We start from the raw sequence: 23195 nt of genomic DNA on the forward strand, positions 1-23195 counted from the left end.
CTTCCATTGCAATCGCGGTTACTGACAAGACCTGCAGCCCGCGGCGATGGACAGCGAGTTGCTTTGCTGGTTGCCCACGCCAGACGATACGTTGGCTCCGCCGTTGCCGGAGAAGTTGTTCATCGAACCCGTTATCGAAGCATTGTTGGTTACAGGGGGTTTCCAGCCCTCTGGCGTCATCACCTGTTGAGTGGTTACGCCCGCCAGACCGAGTACACCCACGGTGACTAAATCAGTCGGGGTGCTGTCGTCATGCCTGGCGTTGTTGGTGACGTTCAACCCGGACGTACTTTGGTTGGCCGCCGCCGCCGCTTCTGCTACACGTCCGCCTGAAACGGCAATCGCCAGGTTGTTTTTCTGTTGGTTGAAGTCGCCGGTGGTCACGTTGATGCCGATGTTGCCGGAACCGCTGTTGCCTGCGTTGTTGAGCGTTGTGTTGTTGGTGTTGGAGTGGTTACTGGCGGTGTTGCCGGCGCTCTTCTGAGACGCGCTGGAGACGGCGACCGCGGTGCCGAAGATGAAGCTTTCGTCAGCCGTGGCAAGGGCGGCGGCGTTGTCTTGCTGGTTGCCGTTACCGGCTGCAACGTTGGCGCCCATGTTGCCGTTGGAGTTGTTCAGGGAGTCATCGATTCCAGCTTCGTTCCTGGTGTCCCGATTCAATACGCTGCTGCCGCTGCTTTTCTGCGAATCCAGCACGGCGGCCCCGGCACCTGCTGTTATCCGCATGATTTGTTCCAGCGTCGGGCCTTTGGGCTGATGGTTGTTGCCTTGTCCATTGCCCTGCTCGTGATCTTCAAGACCGCCGGCTTGTGCTGCGAATGCCATCACAGCTGCCAGAGCGAAAGCCAGAGGTTTGAGAGCCGTTGTCGGGTTCATGGTGTTTCTCCGTGCTCATTTGTCTGTCAAGTGTTGGTACTTCCCTGATCGCACTGTATCGGGGGTCAGTCAGCGACCCGGATGCTCAGGGTATTAGCCATTCGGTTCCCCACTCCGGCACTTTGGTTCAGCTGGATCACTCCCCGGCTGCCGGTAAAGGCCTGGTCGCTTGTCACGACCTGGCGACTGCCGTGTGGGGTGCCAGTTGTTCCGGAGTTCGGTAGCAACGCCACGTTCTGTTGAGAAAGCGCACTATCGTCAATGGCTTGCGGTGCAGCGCTGATGCTGACGCGCATGGCGTTGGCCATCTGGTTGTTCGCCCCCACGCCCTGGTTGACGCCCAGTACGCCGTTGCCATTACTGAAGGAGGAGCCGCCGATAGTGGCCGTCGCATCCATGGACGGATTGGCGGGCGTGGTGATGTTCTGCTGGACACTGGTGGTCGCCCCGGCCTGTGTACCCATGGCGATCGCGCGGACGTTGGCCTGCTGTTGTCGATCGCCAGCCGCCTGGTTGACGTTGAAGTTGCCCCGGTATTGAGTACCGGAATCCTGGAGGGTGGCGTTGTTCACCGAACTGACGACCGAATCCGCCATTACGCTGGTACAACCGAACAGGGCCAGTAGCAGCAGGGATCGACTCATCTCATTGGCCTCCCGCCATTCTGCCCAGTGAGCCGAGGCCGCTGCTCATGGCGCGGTTGATGGTTCCGGAAATCGCGCTGCCACTGCCACCGCCGTGGCCGACGGACATGCCGGGCAAACCGTTGGGGTTGGTGACGACGTTGAGGCCTTGCATGCCACCCGGGCTTTGACCGTTGTTGTGGCGAAGGGCCGTTCCGGTGGTGACCCCGGCGATGTCGGCATCGCTGAGTTCGCCGGTGACGCGGGTCGATGGGTTGGCATTGACGGTGTTCGGGTTCGGATCTCTGCCGCCGCTGCGACCGATAGGGGTTGAGTGAATGGTGCGATCAAGCACGATGACGCCGTTGCCTTCGGCGTGAACGTCGAAACTGAAAAGCGTGCCCGCAACGCTTGCGATCAGCAGCAGGCACGTCAAGACTCTCTTGTTGAGTATCCCCACGATGCTCTTTCCTTCTCATGTGGGCTGGCTCTGGTCGGCTGTGTGAAGGAGAGAGCGAAAGCTGTGCCGGTTTTTGAATGTCGTGTTGATTCAACGGCTTATGGATGTTGGCCGGATACCTTCTGTCGAGGATGTTTCAGCACTGAGACAAAAAAACCGCGCAGGCAGCACGAAAATACAGATAAACCGCTCTGGAACAAGGGTTTCAGGGGCGCTGTATCAATGACTTAACAAATCCGATGATCAGGCGGTGCAGGGCGCTGAAATGGGCGGTTTGAGGCAGGGAGGGTGTTTCAGGATCGGACACTTTCCCCCCCGGGACAAGGGGGGCGGGGGAATTGCCCCAAATGCCGGTCAGGCGCCGAGCAATCGGGTCACGGCGTGCAGCGCCTGGAATCGGCGTTCTGCCCAATCTCCGTGCAGTACCTGAACCGGTTGTGCATGGCGCTCGAGCCAGGCCAGGGTCTGGTCGAAAAATGCCTGGCGCTCACTCAATCGGGGCTGGCAACGTTGGCCGTCATCCGTCCATTCGACGTGTTCCGGCGACAGCAGCAAGTGCAAGTCGTAATGCCGGGCCAGTAGCGCTTGTTCGATCCAGGCGGGGCAGTCGCCAAACAGGGTCTGGCTCCAGAGGATATTGCTTAGCAGGTGCGTGTCGAGGATCAGCAAAGACGGTTGTTGCGCCCGCGCTTCGTCCTCCCATGCCAATTGACCGCGGGCGATGTCCGGAATGTCGGCCAAGGTGGTGTCCCGCGGATTCTGCTCGATGAACCAGCGCACATACTCGTCGACCAGAACCCCGCCGAAACACTGTTGCAACTCGGCCGCCAGCCAGCTTTTACCGCTGGATTCCGGGCCTGTGAGTACCAGGACTTTCATGCGCGCAACGCCGGGTCGGCGCGCCATTCGCGCCAGCCCTGCACGGCGATGACCGCGAACAACCCGTACAGCGTGGCGGTAAGGTACAGGCCTTTATAGAGGAACAACCCGACGAAAATCACATCGAGAGTGATCCACAGCGGCCAGCATTGGAGCCGTTTTTGCGCCATCCAGACTTGCGCCACCAGGCTGAATCCGGTCAGCGCCGCATCGAGCCAGGGTTGCGCGGCGTCGGTCCAGTGGGCCATGGCCGCTCCCAGCAACAGGCTGCCGAGTGCGCCAATAGCGAGGCTCAACGCCATGGAGCGGGTATCGAGCCGACTGACTTCGCGGCCATGGGTCGTTTCACCCACCCGTGTCCATTGCCACCAGCCGTAAAGCTGCAAGGCGGCATAGACGACTTGCAGCAACATGTCCGAATACAGCTTCACCTCAAAAAAGATCCAGCTATAGAGCAGCACCATGACCAGGCCGATGGGCCAGCACCAGGGGTTCTGTTTGACTGTCAGCCAGACGGCAATGACACCGAGGGCGGCGGCAAACAGTTCAAGCCCGGACATGGAGGCTCCTTGGGAAAATCGAAAAGGGGGCCGATTGTAACCGGATTGGGGTCGGGAATCCCCTGGCGCAGAGTGTGCTTCATTGGCGCGCGATAACGCGGCAGCACCAATCGGACTTGTCTGATAGGATTTCGGCCCCGCACGGATAAGCCCGGATCAGGATTGTTTTTTTCACAGGATTTTGACGGTTCTGTGGTGATCCTTGATGCGCGGGGAATCAGCTACGCTGATCGCATTTCAAGCTTTTGAAAAATACTGACGGGGCATGCCGGCGCGCATAGCCTTTTGGGGGATTGATGGATTTTTGGACCGCCTTTCAGGCATTGATTCTTGGGGTTGTAGAAGGGCTGACAGAATTCCTGCCCATTTCCAGTACCGGCCACCAGATCATCGTGGCCGACTTGCTCGGCTTCGGGGGCGAGCGGGCAATGGCGTTCAACATCATTATCCAGTTGGGTGCCATCCTGGCGGTGGTATGGGAGTTTCGACGCAAGATCTTCGACGTGGTCATCGGCTTGCCGACCCAGCCGGGCGCTCGGCGGTTTACCGCGAACCTGTTGATCGCGTTCTTGCCGGCCGTGGTGTTGGGCGTGATCTTCGCCGACTTGATCCACGAATACCTGTTCAATCCGATCACCGTGGCATCGGCGCTGGTCGTGGGCGGGTTCATCATGTTGTGGGCCGAGCGCCGTCAGCACGAAGTCCACGCTGAAACGGTGGACGACATCACCTGGAAAGATGCCCTGAAAGTCGGCTTCGCCCAATGCCTGGCCATGATTCCGGGCACTTCCCGTTCGGGCTCGACGATCATTGGCGGGTTGCTGTTCGGCCTGTCGCGCAAGACCGCTACCGAGTTTTCTTTTTTCCTGGCGATGCCGACCATGGTCGGCGCGGCGGTGTACTCGGGCTATAAATACCGTCACCTGTTTGTCCCGTCTGATTTCCCGGTGTTCGCGGTCGGCTTCGTTACGGCGTTCGTCTTCGCGATGATCGCGGTCCGCGGGCTGCTCAAGTTCATCGCCAACCACAGCTATGCGGCATTTGCCTGGTATCGCATTGTGTTCGGCCTGATCATCCTGGCGACCTGGCAATTGGGCTGGGTCGACTGGAGCGCGGTCAAGCCGTGAGCGACTCAAGCTCGCGCAATAACCCCGGGCGTCAGCCCGGGGGACAGACTCGCCATCCACGGCTGAAGTGGCTGGTGTTTGCAATCCTGTGCGCGTTGCCGCTGTCGGGTTCGGTGTCGTCATGGCTGCACGGGGTGTCGCTGATTCCCCTGGCGGCCTATGGCATCGTCAGCGTCGTGACGTTTTTTCTGTACTGGAGCGACAAACGCAAGGCCCGCGCCGAGCAATGGCGGACGCCGGAGAATGTCCTGCATGCGCTGGAGCTCGCCGGCGGCTGGCCCGGTGCCTTGCTGGCGCAGCAAGCGTTCCGGCACAAAACCCGCAAAGTCTCCTACCAGTTGGTGTTCTGGATCATCGTGCTGATGCACCAGGTGTTCTGGATCGATCACCTGTTCCTCGGTGCACACCTGTTCGCCTTGTTCTGATAAAGAACGCCCTAGAGCAACAGGCCGACTTGAGTGCGCTTAGGCAGTTTGCTCACCACCAACTGGTGGGAACGCTGCAGCAAGCCCTGTAGTTCTTCGCTACCGAGCGGGTAGGGCGTTTCCATGATGATCCACTGGGCGCGCGCCAGATAAGGCGCCGGATGAATTCCCGGGCGGTCGCAATGACCCAGAAACAGATCCTTGTCGACCTTGAAGGCCAGGGAATTACCTCGCAGGCCCTGCAAGGCGAACATCTTGTTCCCGGCAATCGAAAATACCCGTACGCCTCCCCATTTATAGTCTTCCCGCGCTCCGGGCAGGGTAAGGCAGAATTTCGCGACATCCTCTTCGCTCATCCGTGCGGCTTTCATAACAATCGTTCCCCACAGGCATTGAATGACTCGACCAGATGGTCAATCCAGGCGCGTACCGCCGGCATGACCCCGCGCCGATGAGGATAGACCGCTTGCAGCCAGCCACCGGGCAACGACCAGTCGGGCAACAACTGCACCAGTGAGCCGTTCTCCAGTTCCTGCTCGCAATACATCATGGGCAGCATCGTAAAGCCCAGGCCGGAGAGGGTGCTGGCCTTGCGCACGATAAAGTCATCGATGCCCAGCCGGGCCTCGAGCGCGAGTTCACAACTTTTGCCTTTTTGATCCAGCAGGCGGATGTGCACCATGCGGTCGGCTTCCAGGGCGCCGAGCACCGGCAGGCTTTTCAGATCCTCGGGATGGTTGATCTCACGGCCAACGAGAAAGCCGGGACTGGCGACCATCAGCATCTGCGCCTGACGCAGGCGGCGAGTGACCAGCAGCGGATCTTCGTCGCCCAGTTCCCGCACGCGCAGGGCCACGTCGATGCCTTCGTTCACCAGATCGACCCGCCGGTTGAGCAACATCACCTCCAGCTGGACTTGCGGAAAGCGTTCCAGAAAGTCGCTGATCACCCCCGGCAATATTTCATGGGCCAGCCCTACGGGGCAGGACACCCGCAAGCGTCCGCGGGGCTCGCTGGACATGCTGGCCACGGCCTCGTCGGCCATTTCCGCCTCCAGCAGCATCGCCTGGCAGTGCCTGAGGTAGCGCTCACCGACGGCAGTCAGCTTCAGTTGTCGGGTGGTGCGTTGCAGCAGACGTGCGCCAAGGCGCTCTTCCAGCTCGGCGATGCGCCGTGACAATCGGGACTTGGGAATGCCCAGCAAACGCCCGGCTGCCGCGAATCCCCCGGCTTCCACGACTTTGGCAAAGTAATACAGGTCATTGAGGTCTTGCATGATGTGAATCCGATTGTTCTATCTGTGGGACGAACTATCGCATTGTTGCCGTCTAATCAGCTATTGGTTTCGTCTGTAGGATTAGTCCCATCAGATCGCCCTTGTGGGCGATCCTCACTTGGAGATCCCACATGAAACTGCTGCATATCGATTCGAGCATCCTGGGCGACAACTCGGCTTCCCGTCAGTTGAGCGGTGAAGTCGTCAAAGCCTGGCAAGCCGCCGAGCCAACCGCCGTGGTGACCTACCGCGACCTGGCCGCCGACGCCATCAGCCACTTTTCCTCCACCACCCTGGTCGCCGCCGGCACCACCGCTGAACTGCGCAACGCCGCGCAACAGCACGAAGCCGAACTGAGCGCCTCGACCCTGGCCGAATTCCTGGCTGCCGATGCCGTGGTGATTGCCGCACCGATGTACAACTTCACCATCCCGACTCAACTCAAAGCCTGGATCGACCGCATTGCGGTGGCCGGCCAGACCTTCCGTTACACCGAAGCCGGCCCTGAAGGCCTGTGCGGTGGCAAGAAAGTCGTTATCGTTTCGACCTCCGGCGGCATGCACGCCGGTCAGGCAACCGGTGTTGCCCACGAAGAGTACTTGAAGTTGCTGTTCGGCTTCATCGGCATCACCGACATTGAAATCGTGCGCGCCGAGGGCCTGGCTTACGGTGACGATGTGCGCAACAAAGCCATGAGCGCTGCCCACGCACAGATCAGCGAGCAGTTGTTCGCCGCCGCGTAAGGCTTTCGTAAAACTTGGCAACCGTTCAGGTAAAGCCCAAAAAACTCTGTATTCTGGTTACGCAAGTACCAGGTGCGGAGTTTTTTGTTTCTGGTAGTTTCAGATTGTGGCCCGACTTATGCTATCCAGGGTGTACGTCTCAAGTCCGGTAACAAGGTGGGGCATCCATGATGCGTCTTTGTGCAGCTTTACTGATTTGCCTGCTCAGCAGCCTGAATACAGTGCACGCCGCGCCTGCACCACATCCTCACTGGAGCGCCGGCTTCCATGAGATGACTTTCCTCGACCCGCTGGACTTGCAGCCGATGCGCGCCATCGCCTTCTATCCTTCCAGTGATCGGGAACACACCAGCAAGCTCGAGGGTTACACCGTCGAAGCGGGGGAGGACACCAAGGTCGCCATCGGCCGGTTCCCGATGCTGATGCTGTCCCACGGAAACACCGGCACCCCGTTGGCCCTGCACGACCTTGCCACGTCACTGGCGCGCAAAGGTTTTGTCGTGGTGGCGGTGATTCACCCCGGTGACAACTCCAAAGACCACAGCCGACTCGGTACGTTGAGTAACCTGTACGGCCGGCCGATCCAGATTTCCGAAGCCATTACCGCGACCTTGGGCGACCGTATGCTGTCGCCGTTCGTCAATGCCGAGCAGGTGGGGGTCATCGGTTACTCGGCCGGTGGCGAGACTGCATTGATTCTGTCCGGCGCGACCCCGGACCTGGATCGCCTGCGCCGTTACTGCCAGGAGCGCCCGGACGATCGCGATGCCTGCAACACCCAGGGCGAATTGATTGTCGACCGCGACGATCTGCAACCAGTGGCCGACCCTCGCGTTCACGCCTTGATGCTGATGGCGCCGTTGAGCCTGAAGTTCGGCCGCCATACCCTGGCCGATGTGCATGTGCCGGTACTGCTTTACAGCGGCGATGGCGACAAGCTGGTGGCTGTCGACAAGAACGCCGCGGCACTGGCGCGCAAACTGCCGACCGCGCCTGACTTCAAGCTGCTGGCCGGGGCAGGGCACTTCGTGTTCATGGCGCCGTGCAATGACGAGCAGATCGTGATCATGCCCGCGCTGTGCACCGATGCCGATGGCGTCGACCGGCAAGACATTCACCGCAATCTGATCTCTGAAGCCGGAAGATTTTTCTCGCGCACCCTGGGCAGGCCGACCCGGGCCGGAATGCAGACGGCTGATCAATAATAGGCGCTTCAGCCCTTGTGGGAGCGAGCCTGCTCGCGATGAGGCCTTCTGATCCAGCATTGCAATCGCCTGACACACTGTAATCGCGAGCAGGCTCGCTCCCACAAGTGACTACACCAAGGCTTACGTCATCGCGCGGCGCTTGAGCAGCAACGTCAGCCCTAGCCCCGTCACCGACAACAACGCCGCACTGAAGAAAATCCACACATAACCCAGGTTCAACGCCACTGCGCCCATCAACGGGCCGGCAATGGCCAGCGCCAGATCGAAAAACACCGCATAGGCACTCAGGCCCGCGCCCCGGCTGGAGTTGGGCACCTGTTTGATGGCCTCGACACCCAGCGCCGGATACACCAGAGACAGGCCGAATCCGGTCAGGCCGGCACCAATGAGCGCATACCCGGTTGAAGGTGCCAGCCACAGCAGCACCAGGCCAACGGTCTCAATGCACATGCACGCGATGGCCGAGGTGAAGCCGCCAAAACGGCTGATGGCGGAAATGAACAGCAGCCGCGACAGTATGAAACACACGCCAAACATCGTCAGGCAGTAGGCCGCGCCGGTCCAGCCGCGGTTGACGTAATACAGGGTGATGAAGGTCGTCAGGGTGCCGTAGCCAATGGACGCCAGACTCAGGCTCGCGCCAAACGGCGCAATGCGCCCGAACACCGCCAAAAACGGCAAACGTTCACCGCGCACCACCGGCACCGAGGGCTTGTTGCGAATCAGCACCAGAGCAGCCAGGGCCAGCAACGACAGGGCGATGCCCAGGCTGGCGAAGCCGAGTTGTTGCACCATCACCACGCCCAGCGGTGCACCGATGGCAATCGCCCCATAGGACGCGATGCCGTTCCAGGAAATCGACCGCGCGGTATGCTCAGCGCCGACCTGGCCCATGCACCAACTTATAGTGCCGACGCCGATCAACCCTTGGGCGATCCCCAGCAACAGGCGCCCGGCGATCAGGATCAGCAGGCTGATCAAGGGAAAGCCCTGCAACAGGGTCGACAGCCAGGTCAGCGCGCCACTGAGCACAATCCCCGACAAGCCATAGATGATTGCGCGCTTGGTGCCGACGCTGTCCGACATCCGCCCGGCCATGGGTCGGCTGAGCAGGGTGGCGAGGTATTGCGAGCCGATGGTCAGCCCGGCGACGACCGCACTGAACCCGAGTTGTTCGTGGACATAACCCGGCAATACCGCGATCGGCAGTCCGATGCAGAGGAACGCAATAAAGGTATAGAAAACGATGGAGACGATCTGCAGGGTGATCGCCATGGAGCTTTGCGGAGGCACTTGCTGCACAGACATGAGGGCTCGTTCGCGGGCGGCGGTGGGAGACCTGCATCATGGCGCGGCGTTGCAATAAAAGAAAGCAGGCTAACGGTTTTGCTCGTCAGTGCCCTTGAGTCAGCCATCGCGAGCAGGCTCGCTCCCACATTTTGAAATGCATTCCCCTGTGGGAGCGAGCCTGCTCGCGATGATTTATGCACCAACAAGAAACCTTGGCCCGGAATGCAAAAAGCCCCGTCACCAGGACAGGGCTTTTCACTTGAAGCTTGCAGCTAAACGCTTGTAGCTACCTTTAGAACACCACACCCTGGCTACGCAGGTAGTCGTCGTAGGTGCCGCTGAAGTCGGTCACACCGTTAGGGCTCAACTCGATGATGCGGGTGGCCAGGGACGATACGAACTCACGGTCGTGGCTGACGAAGATCAGCGTGCCCGGGTAGTTTTCCAGCGCCAGGTTCAGCGCTTCGATCGATTCCATGTCCAGGTGGTTGGTCGGTTCGTCCATCACCAGTACGTTCGGCTTTTGCAGGATCAGCTTGCCGAACAGCATGCGGCCTTGCTCACCACCGGAGATGACCTTGACCGACTTGAGGATCTCGTCGTTGGAGAACAGCATCCGGCCCAGAGTGCCACGGATAATCTGCTCGCCCTGAGTCCACTGGCCCATCCAGTCGAACAGGCTGACGTCATCTTCGAAGTCATGGGCGTGGTCCTGGGCGTAGTAACCCAGTTCCGCGCTTTCGGTCCACTTCACGGAACCGGCGTCCGGGGTCAGCTCGCCCATCAGGGTGCGCAGCAGGGTGGTCTTGCCGATACCGTTCGGGCCGATGATCGCCAGGCGCTCGCCGGCTTCGACGGTGAAGCTGAAGTTCTTGAACAGGGTCTTGCCGTCGAAGCCCTTGGACATCTGCTCGATGGTCACGGCCTGGCGGTGCAGCTTCTTGGTCTGTTCGAAACGGATGAACGGGCTCACGCGGCTCGATGGCTTGACTTCGGCCAGCTGGATCTTGTCGATCTGTTTGGCGCGGGAGGTGGCCTGCTTGGCTTTCGAGGCGTTGGCCGAGAAGCGGCTGACGAACGTCTGCAGTTCGGAAATCTGGGCTTTCTTCTTGGCGTTGTCCGACAGCAACTGCTCGCGGGACTGGGTGGCCGCTGTCATGTACTCGTCATAGTTGCCCGGGAACAGGCGCAACTCACCGTAGTCCAGGTCAGCCATGTGGGTGCAGACGCTGTTGAGGAAGTGACGGTCGTGGGAAATGATAATCATGGTGCTGTTACGCGCCTTGAGAATGGTTTCCAGCCAGCGAATGGTGTTGATGTCCAGGTGGTTGGTCGGCTCGTCGAGCAGCAGTACTTCCGGATCGGAGAACAGCGCCTGGGCCAGCAATACCCGCAGTTTCCAGCCTGGAGCCACTTCGGACATCGGGCCGAAATGCTGTTCCAGGGGAATACCCAGGCCCAGCAGCAGTTCGCCGGCGCGGGATTCGGCGGTGTAGCCGTCCATCTCGGCGAATTCGGTTTCCAGCTCGGCCACGGCCATGCCGTCTTCTTCGCTCATTTCCGGCAGCGAATAGATGCGGTCGCGCTCGGCCTTGACCTTCCACAGCTCTTCGTGACCCATGATCACGGTGTCGATCACGGTGAACTCTTCGTAGGCGAACTGGTCCTGACGCAATTTACCCAGGCGCACGTTCGGCTCCAGCATGACCTGGCCGCCGGACGGCTCAAGGTCGTCGCCGAGAATCTTCATGAAGGTCGACTTGCCGCAACCGTTGGCGCCGATCAGGCCGTAACGGTTGCCACCGTTGAACTTGACCGAAACGTTTTCGAAGAGCGGCTTGGCGCCGAACTGCATCGTGATGTTAGCTGTAGAAATCAAAGGTTTTTCCTGCGAAGCATTCAGAGTAGCCAGGGGTTGTGGCAGTACCGGTTCAGTATCCGTTTCCACTGTTGGAACCACGAGACATTCATCCCGATCGGCAGTGGAAGATCCATCTGGCATTAAGTGGACAGCGGCATGTGGCGCGCCTGGCCCGGGGCAACGTGGGCTGAAAGGGGAATTTCCCGCTTTCAACCCGGGGGCGCGTAAAGTTTGGCGGCAATTGTACTGGTCTGGCTCTTTAAACGATAGGGCGATGAGGCCTCTGCAACGCTTTGGCGGTCTTTGCGGACACATTTTCACAGTTGCAGGTTAACTATTGGTTACAAACTGTGGCTAAAATGCCATCCATCAGCTGAACGTCGACCATCGGAGTGGCTAGATGGCACTACTGACCGCTGAATCATTTTCAGACGCTGCACAAGCCCCTGGACCGTTGACCGGCAGGGTGGAGCAGTTTGTTCACTTCTGATGTGTGACGATTCCGTGAAACTGATCATTGCCGCTATCTACGTTGTCTCCATTGCGTATGTCCACCTGCGTGGCCGAGTGCGCCACAAGCTGGGGCGTCAGTTGAGTGATCACTCGACGTTTCTGGCGCCGATCAACTGCTTTCTTTATCTGTTTTCGAAAATCCCCAACAAACCGTATCTCGATCCGGCTGACTTTCCCGACCTGAGCCCGCTGCAGGCGCATTGGGAAGAAATTCGTGCCGAAGGCCAGAACTTGCTTCACGCCGGCGAGATCAAGCGTTCGAACCAGTACGACGACGTCGGTTTCAACTCGTTCTTCAAGACTGGCTGGAAGCGCTTCTATCTCAAGTGGTACGGCGATAGCCACCCGTCGGCCATGAAGCTCTGCCCGCGCACCACCGAACTGGTGCAGGGCATTGGCTCGATCAAGGCGGCGATGTTCGCCGAGTTGCCACCGGGCTCCAGACTGGTGCGCCACCGCGACCCGTATGCCGGTTCGTATCGCTATCACCTCGGACTGGACACACCCAACGCTGAAGGTTGCTACATCAATGTCGACGGCCAGAACTATCATTGGCGCGATGGCGAGGCGGTGATGTTCGATGAGACTTACATTCATTACGCCGAGAACACCACGCCACACAATCGCATCATCCTGTTTTGCGACGTCGAGCGGCCGATGAAGTACCGGTGGGCAGCGGCATTCAATCGCTGGTTCAGCCGCACTGTCATGTCGGCGGCCGGTGCACCGAACGAGGATGGAGACCACACCGGCGGGCTCAACCGACTGTTCAGCAAGGTCTACAAGGTTCGTCTGCGCGCCAAGGAACTGAAGAAGCGCAACCGCAAGCTTTACTACTTCCAAAAGTGGTCGATCTTTGCCGGGTTGCTGGCGGTCTTCATTCTGATCTGATTTTTTCGGTGCCGCGTACCATGGCTTCGCGAGCCTGTTCGCGAAGAGGCTGGGACGTCCAGCGGATCACTTGCTGACTTTTTTCCTGGCAACCGGTTTGCTGGCCGTCTTTGGCCTGGTCGCTGCTTTACCGCTACCGAGACTGCGCTTGAGCAGTTCGGTCAGGTCAATGACATCCGCCGTTTTGCGTTCCTCTTCACCAAAAGCGGTTTCGACGTCTTCGATCCTGCCTTCACGCGCCTTCTTGTCCACCAGGGCCATGATCTTGTCCTCAAAGCCGTCCCGATAGTCATCCGGCGTCCACTCGGCACTCATGTCCTCCACCAGGCGCCTGGCCATGTCCCGTTCGCCCTTGGCCAATTCGGGCCTGGTCACGTCGCTGCCCAGCGCCAATTCATCGAGACTTCGCACCTCGGCCGGCCAGCGCAGCATGACCAGGACCAGTGCCGATTCCAGTGGCATCAATGCAGCCAGATGCTGGCGGGTATGCAAGACCACGCGGGCGAGGGCGACCTTGCCGGTTTTGCTCAGGGTTTCGCGCAGCAGTGCATAGACCTTGCCGCCGCGCTTGTCGGGTGCCAGGTAGTAAGGCGTGTCAATGTTCTGCAAGGGAATCTGCTTGCCGTCGACAAAGGAAAAAATGTCGATGGTCTGGGTCGAGAGCGGATGAGCGGAACGGATTTCCTCTTCACTGAGCACCACGTACCGGCCTTTTTCGTATTGCACGCCCTTGACGATGTGCTCCCTGGTGACTTCCTTGCCTGTGACCTTGTTGACACGCTTATAGCCCACCGGGTCCATGCTGCGGCTGTCGAGCCAGTCGAAATCGACGCCTCGGGAGGACGTTGCCGAGACCAGCGCCACAGGGATGTGCACCAGTCCGAAGCTGATTGCGCCTTTCCAGATTGCCCGTGCCATGGTGGTCTACTCGTGAGTGATGTTCAGGTGACCGGCGGCTTTGGGTAAAAGTTTCTGTGATCAGCGCACCGGTTTCCTGGCCGGATCAACCTGGTGCCGCATCGTGCCGGAGAGTTTTTGGTTAACAAATCCGAACCTCGGGCGTAGCGTGGTATCGAAGTCCTTATCCACGCGGATGCAGGGAGGTACCCCATGAACCGATACGTGTTTGGCGCCATTGCACTGGCCTTGAGTGGCGTACTGGGCTCCTTGGTCCAGGCCGACGTCTCTGCTTCGTTGCAGTTGACCCAGAATCTACCGGGCAGCACCAACAACAACCCTTACAACAGTCCGATTCACCGGGCCAATCCCAACAGCATGCAAGGCACTCAACCCAGTGCCCCAACCATACGCGGACCCAATACCGTGCCGGTCCCGCGCCCGCCGACGCTGGACAACGGTGGCATCGGCAATCGCTACCCCGACCGGACAGCGCCCGCCGGCCCGCCGAAATTCATTACCAACCCGCCCCCTAGAGACACCGGTTCCAGCAACCGTTGAGTGGCAGGCATGACGACTGGCCGCTACTTTTCAGCAAGCCTCATTTTCATCGGAAAAGGAATCCTGCATGTTGCGTAAAAACTTTTTGGCAACCCTCTGTGCCAGCGTATTGATCAGCGCCACTGCCCCTGCGCCGGCCCAGACGATGAAAAGCGAAGACGGCACCCTTGAAGTCACCCCCATCGTGACGGGATTGGAACACCCCTGGGCCCTGGCATTCTTGCCGGACAGCAAAAACATGCTGGTGACCGAACGACCCGGCAACCTGCGGCTGGTGACCGCCGACGGCAAACTGTCGGCACCGCTCAATGGCGTACCCAGGGTCTGGGCCAAGGGGCAGGGTGGATTGCTCGACGTGGCGCTGTCGCCGGATTTCAGGCAGGACCGGATGGTCTATCTGTCCTATGCCGAAGGTGACGATAAAGGAGACAAGGCCGGCACTGCGGTGGGCCGTGGCCGGCTCTCCGACGATATGACGGCGCTCAAGGATTTCCAGGTGATCCTGCGTCAGGAACCCAAACTCTCGGTCGGCAACCATTTTGGCTCGCGGCTGGTGTTTGATCGCGACGGCTATCTGTTCGTGACCCTGGGGGAAAACAACGACCGTCCGACCGCCCAGGACCTCGACAAGCTGCAAGGTAAAGTGGTGCGAATCTACCCGGATGGCACGGTGCCCAAGGACAACCCCTTTGTCGGCCAGGCCAACGTGCGCCCGGAGATCTGGTCCTACGGGCAGCGCAACCCGCAAGGCGCGGCGCTCAACCCGTGGAACGGCACGTTGTGGGAAAACGAACACGGCCCTCTGGGCGGCGATGAAGTCAACATCATCGAGCGCGGCAAGAATTACGGCTGGCCGCTGGCGACCCATGGCATCAACTACTCCGGTCAACCGATTCCCGAAGCCAAGGGTGAGACCGTCGAAGGCACCGTCGCCCCGAACCACGTCTGGGAAAAATCCCCGGGCCTGAGTGGCATGGCGTTCTACGATGCCGATCGTTTCAAAGTCTGGCAGCGCAACGTGTTTATCGGCGCATTGGTCAGCCAGGAACTGATCCGCCTGGTGTTCGATGGCGACAAGGTGATACACGAAGAGCGCTTGCTCGGGGATATGAAAAAACGCGTCCGCGATGTGCGGCAGGGGCCGGACGGCTATTTGTATGTTTTGACCGATGAGGAGAACGGCGGGTTGTACAAGGTGGGTTTGAAGTAGTCAATCGTTGCTGCGGTCTGCAGCCGTCGTGGCGGCTGCAACCTGCCATTGACTTGCCGAGCGCGCCGCGTTGAGTGGCGCCCCGGCATGATGCCGGGTTATTCCTGCACGGCTTTCTCGACCTTGGTCGACGCCGACCAGATTCGGTAGCGCACTTCGATGTCCTTGGGTACGTACAGCACGAGCGGCAGTTTGCTGTTGTAACGCAGCAGGAAGCCGTCACCGACCACCGGTACAAAACCCTGTTTGCTGGTGCCGGCCGGGCAAGCCATCAGCGTGCTCATCGGGCCAATGACTTTTTCCAGGCGGTAGAACGGGTAGCCCCAACCCTCGAGGTTCTTCTCCTCGAGAATGCCGCCCAGACGCGGGTTATTGCAGTCTACGGTCATCGTCTTGCCGGCCAGGATCTCGACCTGCAAGTCGTTTTCCCGGGTCTGTGGCGCGAGGTGGATCACTTGGCGGGTAAACCCGCTTTCGGCCTTCGGATAGGGTGCGGTGTCTTCGAGTTTGGCGGCGTGCGCCACGCCGGCAAGCCCCAGTGTGACCAGCGCCGTGCAAGCGTTAACGGTCAAAGAATTCATGATGCCTCCTTGCTTGAAGTGAAGGGCGGCATTTTCACTGTCGTGTACAGCGAATGCAAATCCGGGATGCCCAGTGTGCAAATTGCAGGGTCGCCAGGGTCTATAATTGCAAATTGCATGACAGGCTTTACAGGTAACTCGCCGGACCCTTGAATTAACGATGAACTGCACAACGAAGTTCACGGCATGTTTTATGCTGTAGCTGTCCTTGAAGCTTGCCGGGATTTCAAATGAGCGAGCATTGATCGTCGGCAGTTTAATAAAGGAGGGAGTCGCCATGTTTCTTTCTGCCTTGGAAATTCGCAATATCATCGAAAGCAGTTTTCTGCCCAAGCGCTGCCAGTGCACCCTTTCACCGGATCTGTCGATGACCGTCAAGGTCTATGCAGACGGGCAAACCGATCAGCTCGATCTATTGGTCACTGGCATCGATGCCTCTGGACTCAATGGTTGCCGGGAAATAAACGAATTGATTGCCCAACTGCGTTCCAGACAACCTCACGTCGAGGTCGAACCGCACTCTATGCAGGGCAAAGCACTCTAGCCTGCTGTTTCGGGTTCCAGGGACACGCGCCGGGTCTGGAAGAACGCCAGGCCCAGCGCCAGTTCAAACCCCACCGCCAGCAAAATCCCCGGCCCGACATGGCCACTGATCCATTCGGCAAAACCCAGCACGGCCAATCCCCAGCTGCCGACGACGAAGCCGAGGCTCAGCGCATTGCGGGTCGCGCAGGGGGGCGCGTTGCGAACCAGAAAAGAGAACACGCTCAACGCCCCAAACAGCACGGCGGTGCGTCGCGCGACCAATCCCACCGCGAATGAAAACTCAATGTCCCAGAACGACAACAACCATTGCGGTGTCAGGCCCCAGACCAGGCTCAGCACCAGACATATGGCGGCGGTAAACATCGACAACGTGCGAAACGACAACTGCATGGCCAATCCTTGCGGGCAGAGAGGGAGGCGCTAGAGCATAGCGCCGCAACCCTCAAAGGAATACCGCCAAGTGCCAAATCAGACTTTTCAGTCAGCCCTGGTTCTCGCAAGCGTCGGAAAGTTTGCGGTAGGAAATTTCTGCGGGTTTTCCCGAGTCATCGATGTACTTCATCTCGGCCGTCACCACTTTGCACTCCAGGGTGTCCGGCTCGGAAAGTGAAATCACTTTGCTGACATGCAATGGCATGCCGTAGTGATAGGGCACGGCTTGAGAGGTGGTGGTGTCATTGGCCTGAGCCAGGCCGGCAAACGCGGTGCAGGCGAGGGCGGCGGTAACCAGCAGGGTGCGAGTGTTCATCAGCGATCTCCGGTGCGGACGGAATGTCAGTTCGATGTGTCGCTTGTCGAACTTGCCGCACTGGGCGTCAGAACAGTCTGAGGGCGTGCGGTCCAGTGAAGTGTTGGATCGCACGGTTAAGCGAGGGTTAACCCGGCTGAACACCGCCTGTCGCGGGTGCGCGATCCTGTGTATCAGTTAAGACCATCGGGCGCCTGATGGAAAGTCATCGCGAACAAGGGTGGACACACATGCTGTGAACGATCCGCAACCCTGTGGGAGCGAGCTTGCTCCGGGCGGCGATGCGACGATGAGGCCCTCGAACTCAGCGCAAATCCAGTTGCTGGCGATAAGGCAAATCCGGCCCGGTCTTGCTGCATGTCAGCGCCGCCGCCTGCACCGCGAACTTCAGCATGCTGTCGATCTGCTCGCGGCCAAGTTGCTTCACACCCTCCACTGAATCCAGCTGCTGTTCGGTCAACCAGGTAATCAGCGCCGCCTGAAAGGTATCGCCCGCGCCCACGGTGTCGGCGATTTTTACCCCACAGGCAGGAGTCGACCACGAACCGTGAGCCCGGCTGAACACACTCGCGCCTTCGCCACCCCGGGTCAGGAATACCAGCTGACAGCGGTGCTGCAACCAGCCTTCGATCACCCGCGCCGGGTCCTGGCCGGGGTACAACAGATGCAGGTCCTCGTCGCTGACCTTGATCAGGTCGGCCAGCTCCACCAGCGTCGCGATCCGTTTACGCCACAGGTCAATGTCCGGCTCCGGATTCAGGCGCACGTTAGGATCGAGGCTGATCAGGCGCTTGCCGCTTTCCCGGCGCACCAATGCCAATAGCGTGTCGGCAATCGGCTGCACCACCAGGGAAAACGAGCCCATATGCAGGCCGCGTACTTCAGGCCCGAGTGCCGGCAGGTGTTCCGGTTGCAATTGCCGATCCGCGCAGCCTTCGCCACGGAAGCTGTACTGCGGCGAGCCATTGGTTCCCACGGCTACCATCGCCAGGGTGGTCGGCGCGGCAAAATCCAGCAGGTAGTCCTGGCACACGCCTTCATCCTGCAACACTTGCAGCAGGCGCCGGCCCAGGTAGTCGGTGGATAACCCGGCCAACAGCGCCGCGTCCACGCCCAACCGGCGCAAGCCCACCGCCACATTGAATGGCGAGCCACCGGCAATGGCTTTGAAGTTCACTTTGGACGCCTGACCGCTGGCGTCGTTTTCACTGAAAAAATCAAACAGCGCTTCGCCACACACCAGGTACATAGTTGATCACTCTTTAATTAGGGTTGCGACTTGCTGTCGATAGCGTTCATACGCCTGCTGGCAGGCTTGCACATTGTCGGCGACCGGCAGGGTTTCACTGGCCGGGTCGAGTTTCACGCACCGCTCGCACAATTGCGCCAGGCTGTCTTCGCGCCCGTTCGCCCGGGAGACGCACCAGGCCGCCTGAATCGCCGCACCCAGGGCCGCGGCCTCGCTTTGTTCGGTGCAGATCACCGGTGTATTCATGGTGTCGGCGACAATCTGCCGCCAGACAGCGCTTTTCGATCCACCGCCGATCAGCCGAATGCTGCGGCTTTGTAAGCCATTGTTGCGTAGCAGGTCCAGTCCGTAACGCAAACCGAACGTCGTGCCTTCGACCACCGCGCGGCACAGGTTGGCCCGGGTCAGGTTGGTCATGGTCAAACCCGACAGGCTGGCACTGGCATGGGGCAGGGCGGGCACCCGCTCGCCGTTGAAGAATGGCAGCATGCAAACGCCTTCGGCACCGATCGGCGCCTGGGCAACGAGCTCGTTGAACTGATCGATGTCGAGGTCCAGCAGTTCACGGATCAGGCCGGTGGCATTGGTCAGGTTCATGGTGCAGATCAATGGCAGCCAGCCGCCACTGGAAGAACAGAAGGTGGCAACCACGGCATCCGCGGCAACGTTCGGTTGATCGGCGTAGGCGTACACCGTGCCCGACGACCCGAGGCTCATGGTGATTGCACCGGGCTGGATGTTGCCGGTACCGATGGCGCCCATCATGTTGTCGCCGCCACCGCTGCAGATCAGGGCCTTCGGGTTGACGCCCAAGTGTTCGGCGATGCCCGTTCGAATGGTGCCGACTGCCTGGGGTGCCTCGATCAGCTCCGGCAGCGCGGCTTGCAGGCGTCCGCTGGGGTCTATGTCACGCAACAATTGCACATCCCACTGGCGCGTACGCACGTTGAAATACCCGGTGCCCGAGGCATCGCCGTATTCGCTGCAACTGCGGCCGGTGAGCCAATGGTTGAGGTAATCGTGGGGCAGCAAGATGTGGGCGATCCGGGTGAAGACCTCGGGATGCTGCTCTTTGGTCCATAACAGCTTGGAGACGGTGTAGCCCGGCGCGATGACCACGCCGAGGCGTTCCAGCGAACCCTTTTCGCCACCCAGGTGGGCCAGCAGTCGGTCATTCTCCGGGGTGGTTTCGGTGTCGCACCAGAGTTTCGCCGGGCGCAACACCTTGCCCTGATCGTCGAGCAGCACCAGGCCGTGTTGCTGGCCGGAGACGCCAACGCCTTGAATCGACAGACCATCGACTTTGGCCGCGAGCAAGGCGCGGCGGGTGGCGGTGGCGAAGGCTTCCAGCCACTGCTGGGTGTCCTGTTCGCGGCGACCATCAGGGCCGCTGATCAGGTTGTGGCTGGCGGCTCCCTGGCCGAGCACTTCACCACTGGCCGCGTCGAGGATGATGGCTTTGGTGCCCTGGGTGCCGCAGTCGATGCCGAGGAAGAGTTGTCGAATTGTCATGCAGGATCCTTGGATATCAGTAAACCCTCTTCGCGAGCAGGCTCGCTCCCACAGGGGGCTGAGGTGATCATCCGTTTTGCGGTTGAAACACAGTCAATGTGGGAGCGAGCCTGCTCGCGATGACGGCAGTTGCTACACCACCGACCTCAAGCCAGCACCCGCTCCAACGTCCGCGACACCCCCACCTCGCGCAAGCTGCTGCAGCACCACTCAAACGCCGCGACAAACTCCGGCGAGCGCGCAATGACCGTACCGAAAATCTCCTCGACCGCCAGCAAACGCTGGGTAATCAGCACATCATCGGCCACCAGTGCCTGGCAGAACGCTGCCCGTGGATCCGCAATCGAGTAGGTCTCGCCTTGCTCATCCACGCCTTTGAGGTACAGCGCCCATGCCGCCACCACCAACGCCGCGCGCTTGGTCTCGCGGCCATCGGCGATCAAGCGGTTGATGGTCGGTACGGTGAATTTCGGAAACTTCGACGAACCGTCCGAACACACCCGTTCAAGCTGATCGGCAATAGCCTGATTGGAAAACCGCGCCACCAGGGTGTTCTTGTACTCGGTCAGGTCGATTCCCGGCACCGCCGGCAGTTGCGGTGTCACGTCCAGGTCCATGTAGGCGCGCATGTAGCGCACGAACAGCGGGTCGTTCATGGTCTCGTGGACGAAGCGGTAACCCTTCAGGAAACCCAGATACGTCAACGCCAAATGACTGCCGTTGAGCAACTTGATCTTCATTTCTTCGTAGGGCGTGACGTCGTCGGTGAATTGCACGCCGACCTTTTCCCAGGCCGGGCGACCGTTGACGAACCTGTCTTCCAGCACCCACTGCGCAAAGGGTTCGCAGACCACCGGCCAGGCATCGTCCACGCCATGCTGGTCCGCCAGTTGCAGGCGATGAAGGGTGCTGGTCATTGGTGTGATGCGGTCGACCATGGCGTTGGGGAAACTGACGTTGGCGTCGATCCAGTCGCGCAATGGGTGGTCGTGCAAGGCGGCGAAGGCCAGCAGGGCCTTGCGGGTGACGTCGCCGTTGTGCGGCAGGTTATCGCAGGACATCAGGGTGAAGGCCGCTGTGCCAGCGGCGCGACGCCTGGCCAGTGCGGCACAGAGGAAACCGAATACGGTTATCGGGGCGCCAGGGTGCGCCAGGTCATGCTGGATCTGCGGCAAGTGCGCCATGAACTCGCCGCTGCTGTCGTCGATGCAGTAACCGCCTTCGGTGATGGTCAGCGAGACGATGCGGATCTCGGGGCTGGCCAGTTTGTCGATCAATGCCTGGGCACCGTCTTCGGCCAGCAGCATGTCACGGATGGCGCCGATCACCCGCACTTCGGTGTCGTCGCTATCGCCGAGTTCGTACAGGGTGAACAGGAAGTCCTGATCCTTGAGGTCGTCACGGGCGCGGCGGTCTTCAGCACGCAGGCCGACACCGCAGATGGCCCAGTCCCGGCCTTCGCCGGTATTCATCAAGGCGTCGGTGTAGTACGCCTGATGGGCACGGTGGAAACCGCCGACCCCGATGTGCGCGATGCCTTGGCGGGTGTCGCCCAGGGAGTAGGCGGGCAGGACCACTTCAGGGGCGAGGCGGCTGAGGTTTTGTTGGTTCAGTTTCATCGCAGGCTCTCTGAAATCAGGCGGCAACGCGCAGCGGGCGGGTCAACGCCACGCCGTCGGCATCGAATAAATGGCAGTGTTGCGCATCCAGATGCAGGCTCAGGGTTTCACCGTAGCGGCTGGCCAGATCGCCGCGAACGCGCAGGGTCAGCGCTTCGCCGGATGCCGTCCGGACGTGGCAGAAGGTGTCGCTGCCCAGGCGTTCGCTGACATCGGCGGTGACCTGCAAGGTGCAGTCACCGGGCTTGGCCAGTTCCAGATGTTCCGGGCGAATGCCCAGCGTCACCGCACTCCCGACGCTCAGGTGCCTGCCGCTCAAGGGCAGGTTGATACGGGTTCCGGCATCCAGCTGGACTTCACAGCCCTGGCTTTCAATGCGGGTGACCTTGCCCTTGAGGAAGCCCATTTTCGGCGTGCCCAGGAAACCGGCGACGAACAGGTTGGCCGGCTGGTGATAGAGGTCCAGTGGCGAGCCGACTTGCTCGATCTTGCCGCCATTGAGTACGACCACTTTGTCGGCCATGGTCATCGCTTCGACCTGATCGTGAGTCACGTAGATCATCGTGGCTTGCAGTTCCTTGTGCAGGCGCAACAGTTCCAGACGCATCTGCACCCGCAGGGCGGCATCGAGGTTGGACAACGGTTCGTCGAACAGGAAGATTTTCGGGTTGCGCACGATGGCCCGGCCAATCGCCACGCGCTGGCGCTGGCCGCCGGACAGTTGCTTGGGCTTGCGCTCCAGCATCGGCCCCAGTTCGAGGATGCGCGCCGCTTCGCCGACCTTCTTCTCCACTTCGGCTTTCGCGACGCCGGCCAGGTCGAGGGCGAACGACATGTTCTTGCGCACGCTCATGTGCGGGTACAGGGCGTAGGTCTGGAACACCATCGCCAGGTCGCGCTTGGCCGGGCTGACTTCGGTGATGTCGCGGCCGTCGAGTTCGATCGTGCCGCCGCTGACTTCCTCCAGCCCGGCGATCAGCCGCAACAGCGTGGATTTGCCGCAGCCCGACGGGCCGACGAAGACCACGAACTCCTTGTCGTTCACTTCAAGGTCGATGCCCTTGATGATGGAAAAACCTTCGAAGCCTTTTTGCAGATTCTTGATTTTCAGGTTGGCCATGGTGATGGGCCTCCGTTTGTTTTTATTCAGATTGAGCCGAGCAGGCTTTTCTGTAGGAGCGAGCTTGCTCCGGGCGGCGTTCCGACGATGAACGTTCAGGCGACGCATTCTTCCAGTCAGCCAGCGTTATCGTTCATGTCCATCGCGAGCAGGTTCGCTCCCACAGGGATCGTGTCGGGGCGGCGATCTTCATTTAACGGCGCCGAACGACAGGCCGCGCACCAGTTGTTTCTGGCTGATCCAGCCGAAGATCAGGATCGGCGCACAGGCCAGGGTCGAGACGGCCGACAACTTGGCCCAGAACAGCCCTTCGGGGCTCGAGTACGAAGCGATCAATGCGGTCAGTGGCGCGGCTTTCGACGAGGTCAGGTTCAGCGACCAGAACGCCTCGTTCCAGCACAGGATCAGCGACAGCAGCAC

25 protein-coding genes and 1 pseudogene are annotated in these 23195 nt (G+C 60.2%); 8 read left to right on the plus strand and 18 right to left on the minus strand.

The features are described 5' to 3' along the window. Positions 1–18: 18 nt before the first annotated feature. From BSF44_RS24080 to pnuC, 5 genes are all read right to left on the minus strand, one after another. Positions 19–876, minus strand: a complete 858-nt coding sequence (locus BSF44_RS24080; protein WP_095945624.1) for a heme utilization protein — start codon at positions 874–876, stop codon at positions 19–21. Between the two features lie 65 nt (positions 877–941). Further along, positions 942–1520 carry an adhesin gene (locus BSF44_RS24085; RefSeq protein WP_095945625.1) on the minus strand — a complete coding sequence of 193 codons (579 nt, stop codon included), beginning with the start codon at positions 1518–1520 and terminating at the stop codon, positions 942–944. A 1-nt stretch (position 1521) separates the two neighbouring features. Beyond that, positions 1522–1959, minus strand: coding sequence for a hypothetical protein (locus tag BSF44_RS24090; RefSeq protein ID WP_095945626.1), 438 nt, complete (start codon positions 1957–1959; stop codon positions 1522–1524). A gap of 354 nt (positions 1960–2313) precedes the next feature. Further along, positions 2314–2838 carry an AAA family ATPase gene (locus BSF44_RS24095; RefSeq protein ID WP_095945627.1) on the minus strand — a complete coding sequence of 175 codons (525 nt, stop codon included), beginning with the start codon at positions 2836–2838 and terminating at the stop codon, positions 2314–2316. Further along, positions 2835–3398, minus strand: a complete 564-nt coding sequence (gene pnuC / locus BSF44_RS24100; protein ID WP_095945628.1) for a nicotinamide riboside transporter PnuC — start codon at positions 3396–3398, stop codon at positions 2835–2837. Before pnuC ends, BSF44_RS24095 begins: the two co-directional genes overlap by 4 nt. Before the next feature lie 296 nt (positions 3399–3694). On the opposite strand from pnuC, the gene BSF44_RS24105 reads away from it, so the two are divergent. After that, positions 3695–4525, plus strand: coding sequence for an undecaprenyl-diphosphate phosphatase (locus BSF44_RS24105; protein WP_095945629.1), 831 nt, complete (start codon positions 3695–3697; stop codon positions 4523–4525). Beyond that, complete coding sequence (locus BSF44_RS24110; protein ID WP_095945630.1) at positions 4522–4950, plus strand: DUF1294 domain-containing protein; 429 nt, start codon at positions 4522–4524, stop codon at positions 4948–4950. The genes BSF44_RS24105 and BSF44_RS24110 overlap by 4 nt, the downstream gene beginning before the upstream one ends. An 11-nt stretch (positions 4951–4961) precedes the next feature. On the opposite strand, the gene BSF44_RS24115 is transcribed toward BSF44_RS24110, so the two are convergent. Continuing rightward, positions 4962–5321, minus strand: coding sequence for an MmcQ/YjbR family DNA-binding protein (locus BSF44_RS24115; protein WP_095945631.1), 360 nt, complete (start codon positions 5319–5321; stop codon positions 4962–4964). Next, on the minus strand, positions 5318–6226 hold the full coding sequence (locus BSF44_RS24120) for a LysR substrate-binding domain-containing protein (RefSeq protein WP_095945632.1): 909 nt from the start codon (positions 6224–6226) through the stop codon (positions 5318–5320). The genes BSF44_RS24115 and BSF44_RS24120 overlap by 4 nt, the downstream gene beginning before the upstream one ends. Positions 6227–6357: 131 nt before the next feature. On the opposite strand from BSF44_RS24120, the gene BSF44_RS24125 reads away from it, so the two are divergent. After that, positions 6358–6969 (plus strand): FMN-dependent NADH-azoreductase, encoded by a 612-nt coding sequence (locus BSF44_RS24125; protein WP_095945633.1) that lies wholly within the window; start codon positions 6358–6360, stop codon positions 6967–6969. 167 nt (positions 6970–7136) lie between these two features. Next, a complete protein-coding gene (locus BSF44_RS24130; protein WP_095945634.1) occupies positions 7137–8174 on the plus strand; it encodes a dienelactone hydrolase in 1038 nt (345 codons plus the stop codon). A gap of 123 nt (positions 8175–8297) precedes the next feature. Here the strand turns inward: BSF44_RS24130 and BSF44_RS24135 are convergent, their stop codons facing one another. Continuing rightward, positions 8298–9485, minus strand: a complete 1188-nt coding sequence (locus BSF44_RS24135) for an MFS transporter (protein WP_095945635.1) — start codon at positions 9483–9485, stop codon at positions 8298–8300. A gap of 274 nt (positions 9486–9759) precedes the next feature. Further along, positions 9760–11346 carry an ABC-F family ATPase gene (locus tag BSF44_RS24140; RefSeq protein ID WP_008053703.1) on the minus strand — a complete coding sequence of 529 codons (1587 nt, stop codon included), beginning with the start codon at positions 11344–11346 and terminating at the stop codon, positions 9760–9762. A 486-nt stretch (positions 11347–11832) separates the two neighbouring features. Here BSF44_RS24140 and lpxO point away from each other — a divergent pair, with 486 nt between their 5' ends. Next, positions 11833–12732, plus strand: coding sequence for a lipid A hydroxylase LpxO (gene lpxO / locus BSF44_RS24145; protein ID WP_095945648.1), 900 nt, complete (start codon positions 11833–11835; stop codon positions 12730–12732). A 66-nt stretch (positions 12733–12798) separates the two neighbouring features. Here the strand turns inward: lpxO and BSF44_RS24150 are convergent, their stop codons facing one another. Beyond that, complete coding sequence (locus BSF44_RS24150; protein WP_095945636.1) at positions 12799–13650, minus strand: Ku protein; 852 nt, start codon at positions 13648–13650, stop codon at positions 12799–12801. A 192-nt stretch (positions 13651–13842) separates the two neighbouring features. On the opposite strand from BSF44_RS24150, the gene BSF44_RS24155 reads away from it, so the two are divergent. Together BSF44_RS24155 and BSF44_RS24160 are read left to right on the plus strand one after the other, a co-directional pair. Then, the gene (locus BSF44_RS24155; protein WP_095945637.1) at positions 13843–14190 is read left to right on the plus strand and encodes a hypothetical protein; all 348 of its coding nucleotides are present in this window, start codon (positions 13843–13845) and stop codon (positions 14188–14190) included. A gap of 67 nt (positions 14191–14257) precedes the next feature. Continuing rightward, positions 14258–15400, plus strand: a complete 1143-nt coding sequence (locus BSF44_RS24160) for a PQQ-dependent sugar dehydrogenase (RefSeq protein WP_095945638.1) — start codon at positions 14258–14260, stop codon at positions 15398–15400. A 98-nt stretch (positions 15401–15498) separates the two neighbouring features. On the opposite strand, the gene eco is transcribed toward BSF44_RS24160, so the two are convergent. Beyond that, a complete protein-coding gene (gene eco / locus BSF44_RS24165; RefSeq protein ID WP_095945639.1) occupies positions 15499–15981 on the minus strand; it encodes a serine protease inhibitor ecotin in 483 nt (160 codons plus the stop codon). A 277-nt stretch (positions 15982–16258) separates the two neighbouring features. On the opposite strand from eco, the gene BSF44_RS24170 reads away from it, so the two are divergent. Then, positions 16259–16525 carry a DUF1652 domain-containing protein gene (locus tag BSF44_RS24170; RefSeq protein WP_095945640.1) on the plus strand — a complete coding sequence of 89 codons (267 nt, stop codon included), beginning with the start codon at positions 16259–16261 and terminating at the stop codon, positions 16523–16525. Here the strand turns inward: BSF44_RS24170 and BSF44_RS24175 are convergent. The 7 genes and pseudogenes from BSF44_RS24175 to BSF44_RS24205 form a co-directional block, all read right to left on the minus strand. Further along, complete coding sequence (locus BSF44_RS24175) at positions 16522–16917, minus strand: hypothetical protein (protein ID WP_095945641.1); 396 nt, start codon at positions 16915–16917, stop codon at positions 16522–16524. The two genes, BSF44_RS24170 and BSF44_RS24175, sit on opposite strands and share 4 nt — an antisense overlap. A 91-nt stretch (positions 16918–17008) precedes the next feature. Beyond that, entirely contained in the window at positions 17009–17275 is a 267-nt protein-coding gene (locus BSF44_RS24180) for a DUF2790 domain-containing protein (protein WP_095945642.1), read from the minus strand. Between the two features lie 304 nt (positions 17276–17579). After that, positions 17580–18524 (minus strand): carbohydrate kinase, encoded by a 945-nt coding sequence (locus BSF44_RS24185; RefSeq protein ID WP_095945643.1) that lies wholly within the window; start codon positions 18522–18524, stop codon positions 17580–17582. Positions 18525–18530: 6 nt separating this feature from the next. After that, complete coding sequence (xylB, locus tag BSF44_RS24190; protein ID WP_095945644.1) at positions 18531–20036, minus strand: xylulokinase; 1506 nt, start codon at positions 20034–20036, stop codon at positions 18531–18533. Between the two features lie 146 nt (positions 20037–20182). After that, the gene (locus BSF44_RS24195) at positions 20183–21655 is read right to left on the minus strand and encodes a mannitol dehydrogenase family protein (protein WP_095945645.1); all 1473 of its coding nucleotides are present in this window, start codon (positions 21653–21655) and stop codon (positions 20183–20185) included. A gap of 16 nt (positions 21656–21671) precedes the next feature. Next, entirely contained in the window at positions 21672–22775 is a 1104-nt protein-coding gene (locus tag BSF44_RS24200; protein ID WP_095945646.1) for an ABC transporter ATP-binding protein, read from the minus strand. 189 nt (positions 22776–22964) lie between these two features. Further along, a pseudogene (locus BSF44_RS24205) lies at positions 22965–23195 on the minus strand (carbohydrate ABC transporter permease); the annotation flags it as partial.

The organism is Pseudomonas sp. ACN8 (assembly GCF_002303925.1).
Classification (GTDB): domain Bacteria; phylum Pseudomonadota; class Gammaproteobacteria; order Pseudomonadales; family Pseudomonadaceae; genus Aquipseudomonas.

Coding starts and splice junctions, on each gene's coding strand:
- BSF44_RS24150 (WP_095945636.1), bottom strand. CDS start 13,650: ATGGCACGGGCAATCTGGAAAGGCGCAATCAGCTTCGGACTGGTGCAC.
- BSF44_RS24160 (WP_095945638.1), top strand. CDS start 14,258: ATGTTGCGTAAAAACTTTTTGGCAACCCTCTGTGCCAGCGTATTGATC.
- BSF44_RS24120 (WP_095945632.1), bottom strand. CDS start 6,226: ATGCAAGACCTCAATGACCTGTATTACTTTGCCAAAGTCGTGGAAGCC.
- eco (WP_095945639.1), bottom strand. CDS start 15,981: ATGAATTCTTTGACCGTTAACGCTTGCACGGCGCTGGTCACACTGGGG.
- BSF44_RS24080 (WP_095945624.1), bottom strand. CDS start 876: ATGAACCCGACAACGGCTCTCAAACCTCTGGCTTTCGCTCTGGCAGCT.
- pnuC (WP_095945628.1), bottom strand. CDS start 3,398: ATGTCCGGGCTTGAACTGTTTGCCGCCGCCCTCGGTGTCATTGCCGTC.
- xylB (WP_095945644.1), bottom strand. CDS start 20,036: ATGACAATTCGACAACTCTTCCTCGGCATCGACTGCGGCACCCAGGGC.
- BSF44_RS24085 (WP_095945625.1), bottom strand. CDS start 1,520: ATGAGTCGATCCCTGCTGCTACTGGCCCTGTTCGGTTGTACCAGCGTA.
- BSF44_RS24095 (WP_095945627.1), bottom strand. CDS start 2,838: ATGAAAGTCCTGGTACTCACAGGCCCGGAATCCAGCGGTAAAAGCTGG.
- BSF44_RS24180 (WP_095945642.1), bottom strand. CDS start 17,275: ATGAACACTCGCACCCTGCTGGTTACCGCCGCCCTCGCCTGCACCGCG.
- BSF44_RS24185 (WP_095945643.1), bottom strand. CDS start 18,524: ATGTACCTGGTGTGTGGCGAAGCGCTGTTTGATTTTTTCAGTGAAAAC.
- BSF44_RS24170 (WP_095945640.1), top strand. CDS start 16,259: ATGTTTCTTTCTGCCTTGGAAATTCGCAATATCATCGAAAGCAGTTTT.
- BSF44_RS24130 (WP_095945634.1), top strand. CDS start 7,137: ATGATGCGTCTTTGTGCAGCTTTACTGATTTGCCTGCTCAGCAGCCTG.
- BSF44_RS24155 (WP_095945637.1), top strand. CDS start 13,843: ATGAACCGATACGTGTTTGGCGCCATTGCACTGGCCTTGAGTGGCGTA.
- BSF44_RS24125 (WP_095945633.1), top strand. CDS start 6,358: ATGAAACTGCTGCATATCGATTCGAGCATCCTGGGCGACAACTCGGCT.
- BSF44_RS24195 (WP_095945645.1), bottom strand. CDS start 21,655: ATGAAACTGAACCAACAAAACCTCAGCCGCCTCGCCCCTGAAGTGGTC.
- BSF44_RS24135 (WP_095945635.1), bottom strand. CDS start 9,485: ATGTCTGTGCAGCAAGTGCCTCCGCAAAGCTCCATGGCGATCACCCTG.
- BSF44_RS24105 (WP_095945629.1), top strand. CDS start 3,695: ATGGATTTTTGGACCGCCTTTCAGGCATTGATTCTTGGGGTTGTAGAA.
- BSF44_RS24200 (WP_095945646.1), bottom strand. CDS start 22,775: ATGGCCAACCTGAAAATCAAGAATCTGCAAAAAGGCTTCGAAGGTTTT.
- BSF44_RS24115 (WP_095945631.1), bottom strand. CDS start 5,321: ATGAAAGCCGCACGGATGAGCGAAGAGGATGTCGCGAAATTCTGCCTT.
- BSF44_RS24175 (WP_095945641.1), bottom strand. CDS start 16,917: ATGCAGTTGTCGTTTCGCACGTTGTCGATGTTTACCGCCGCCATATGT.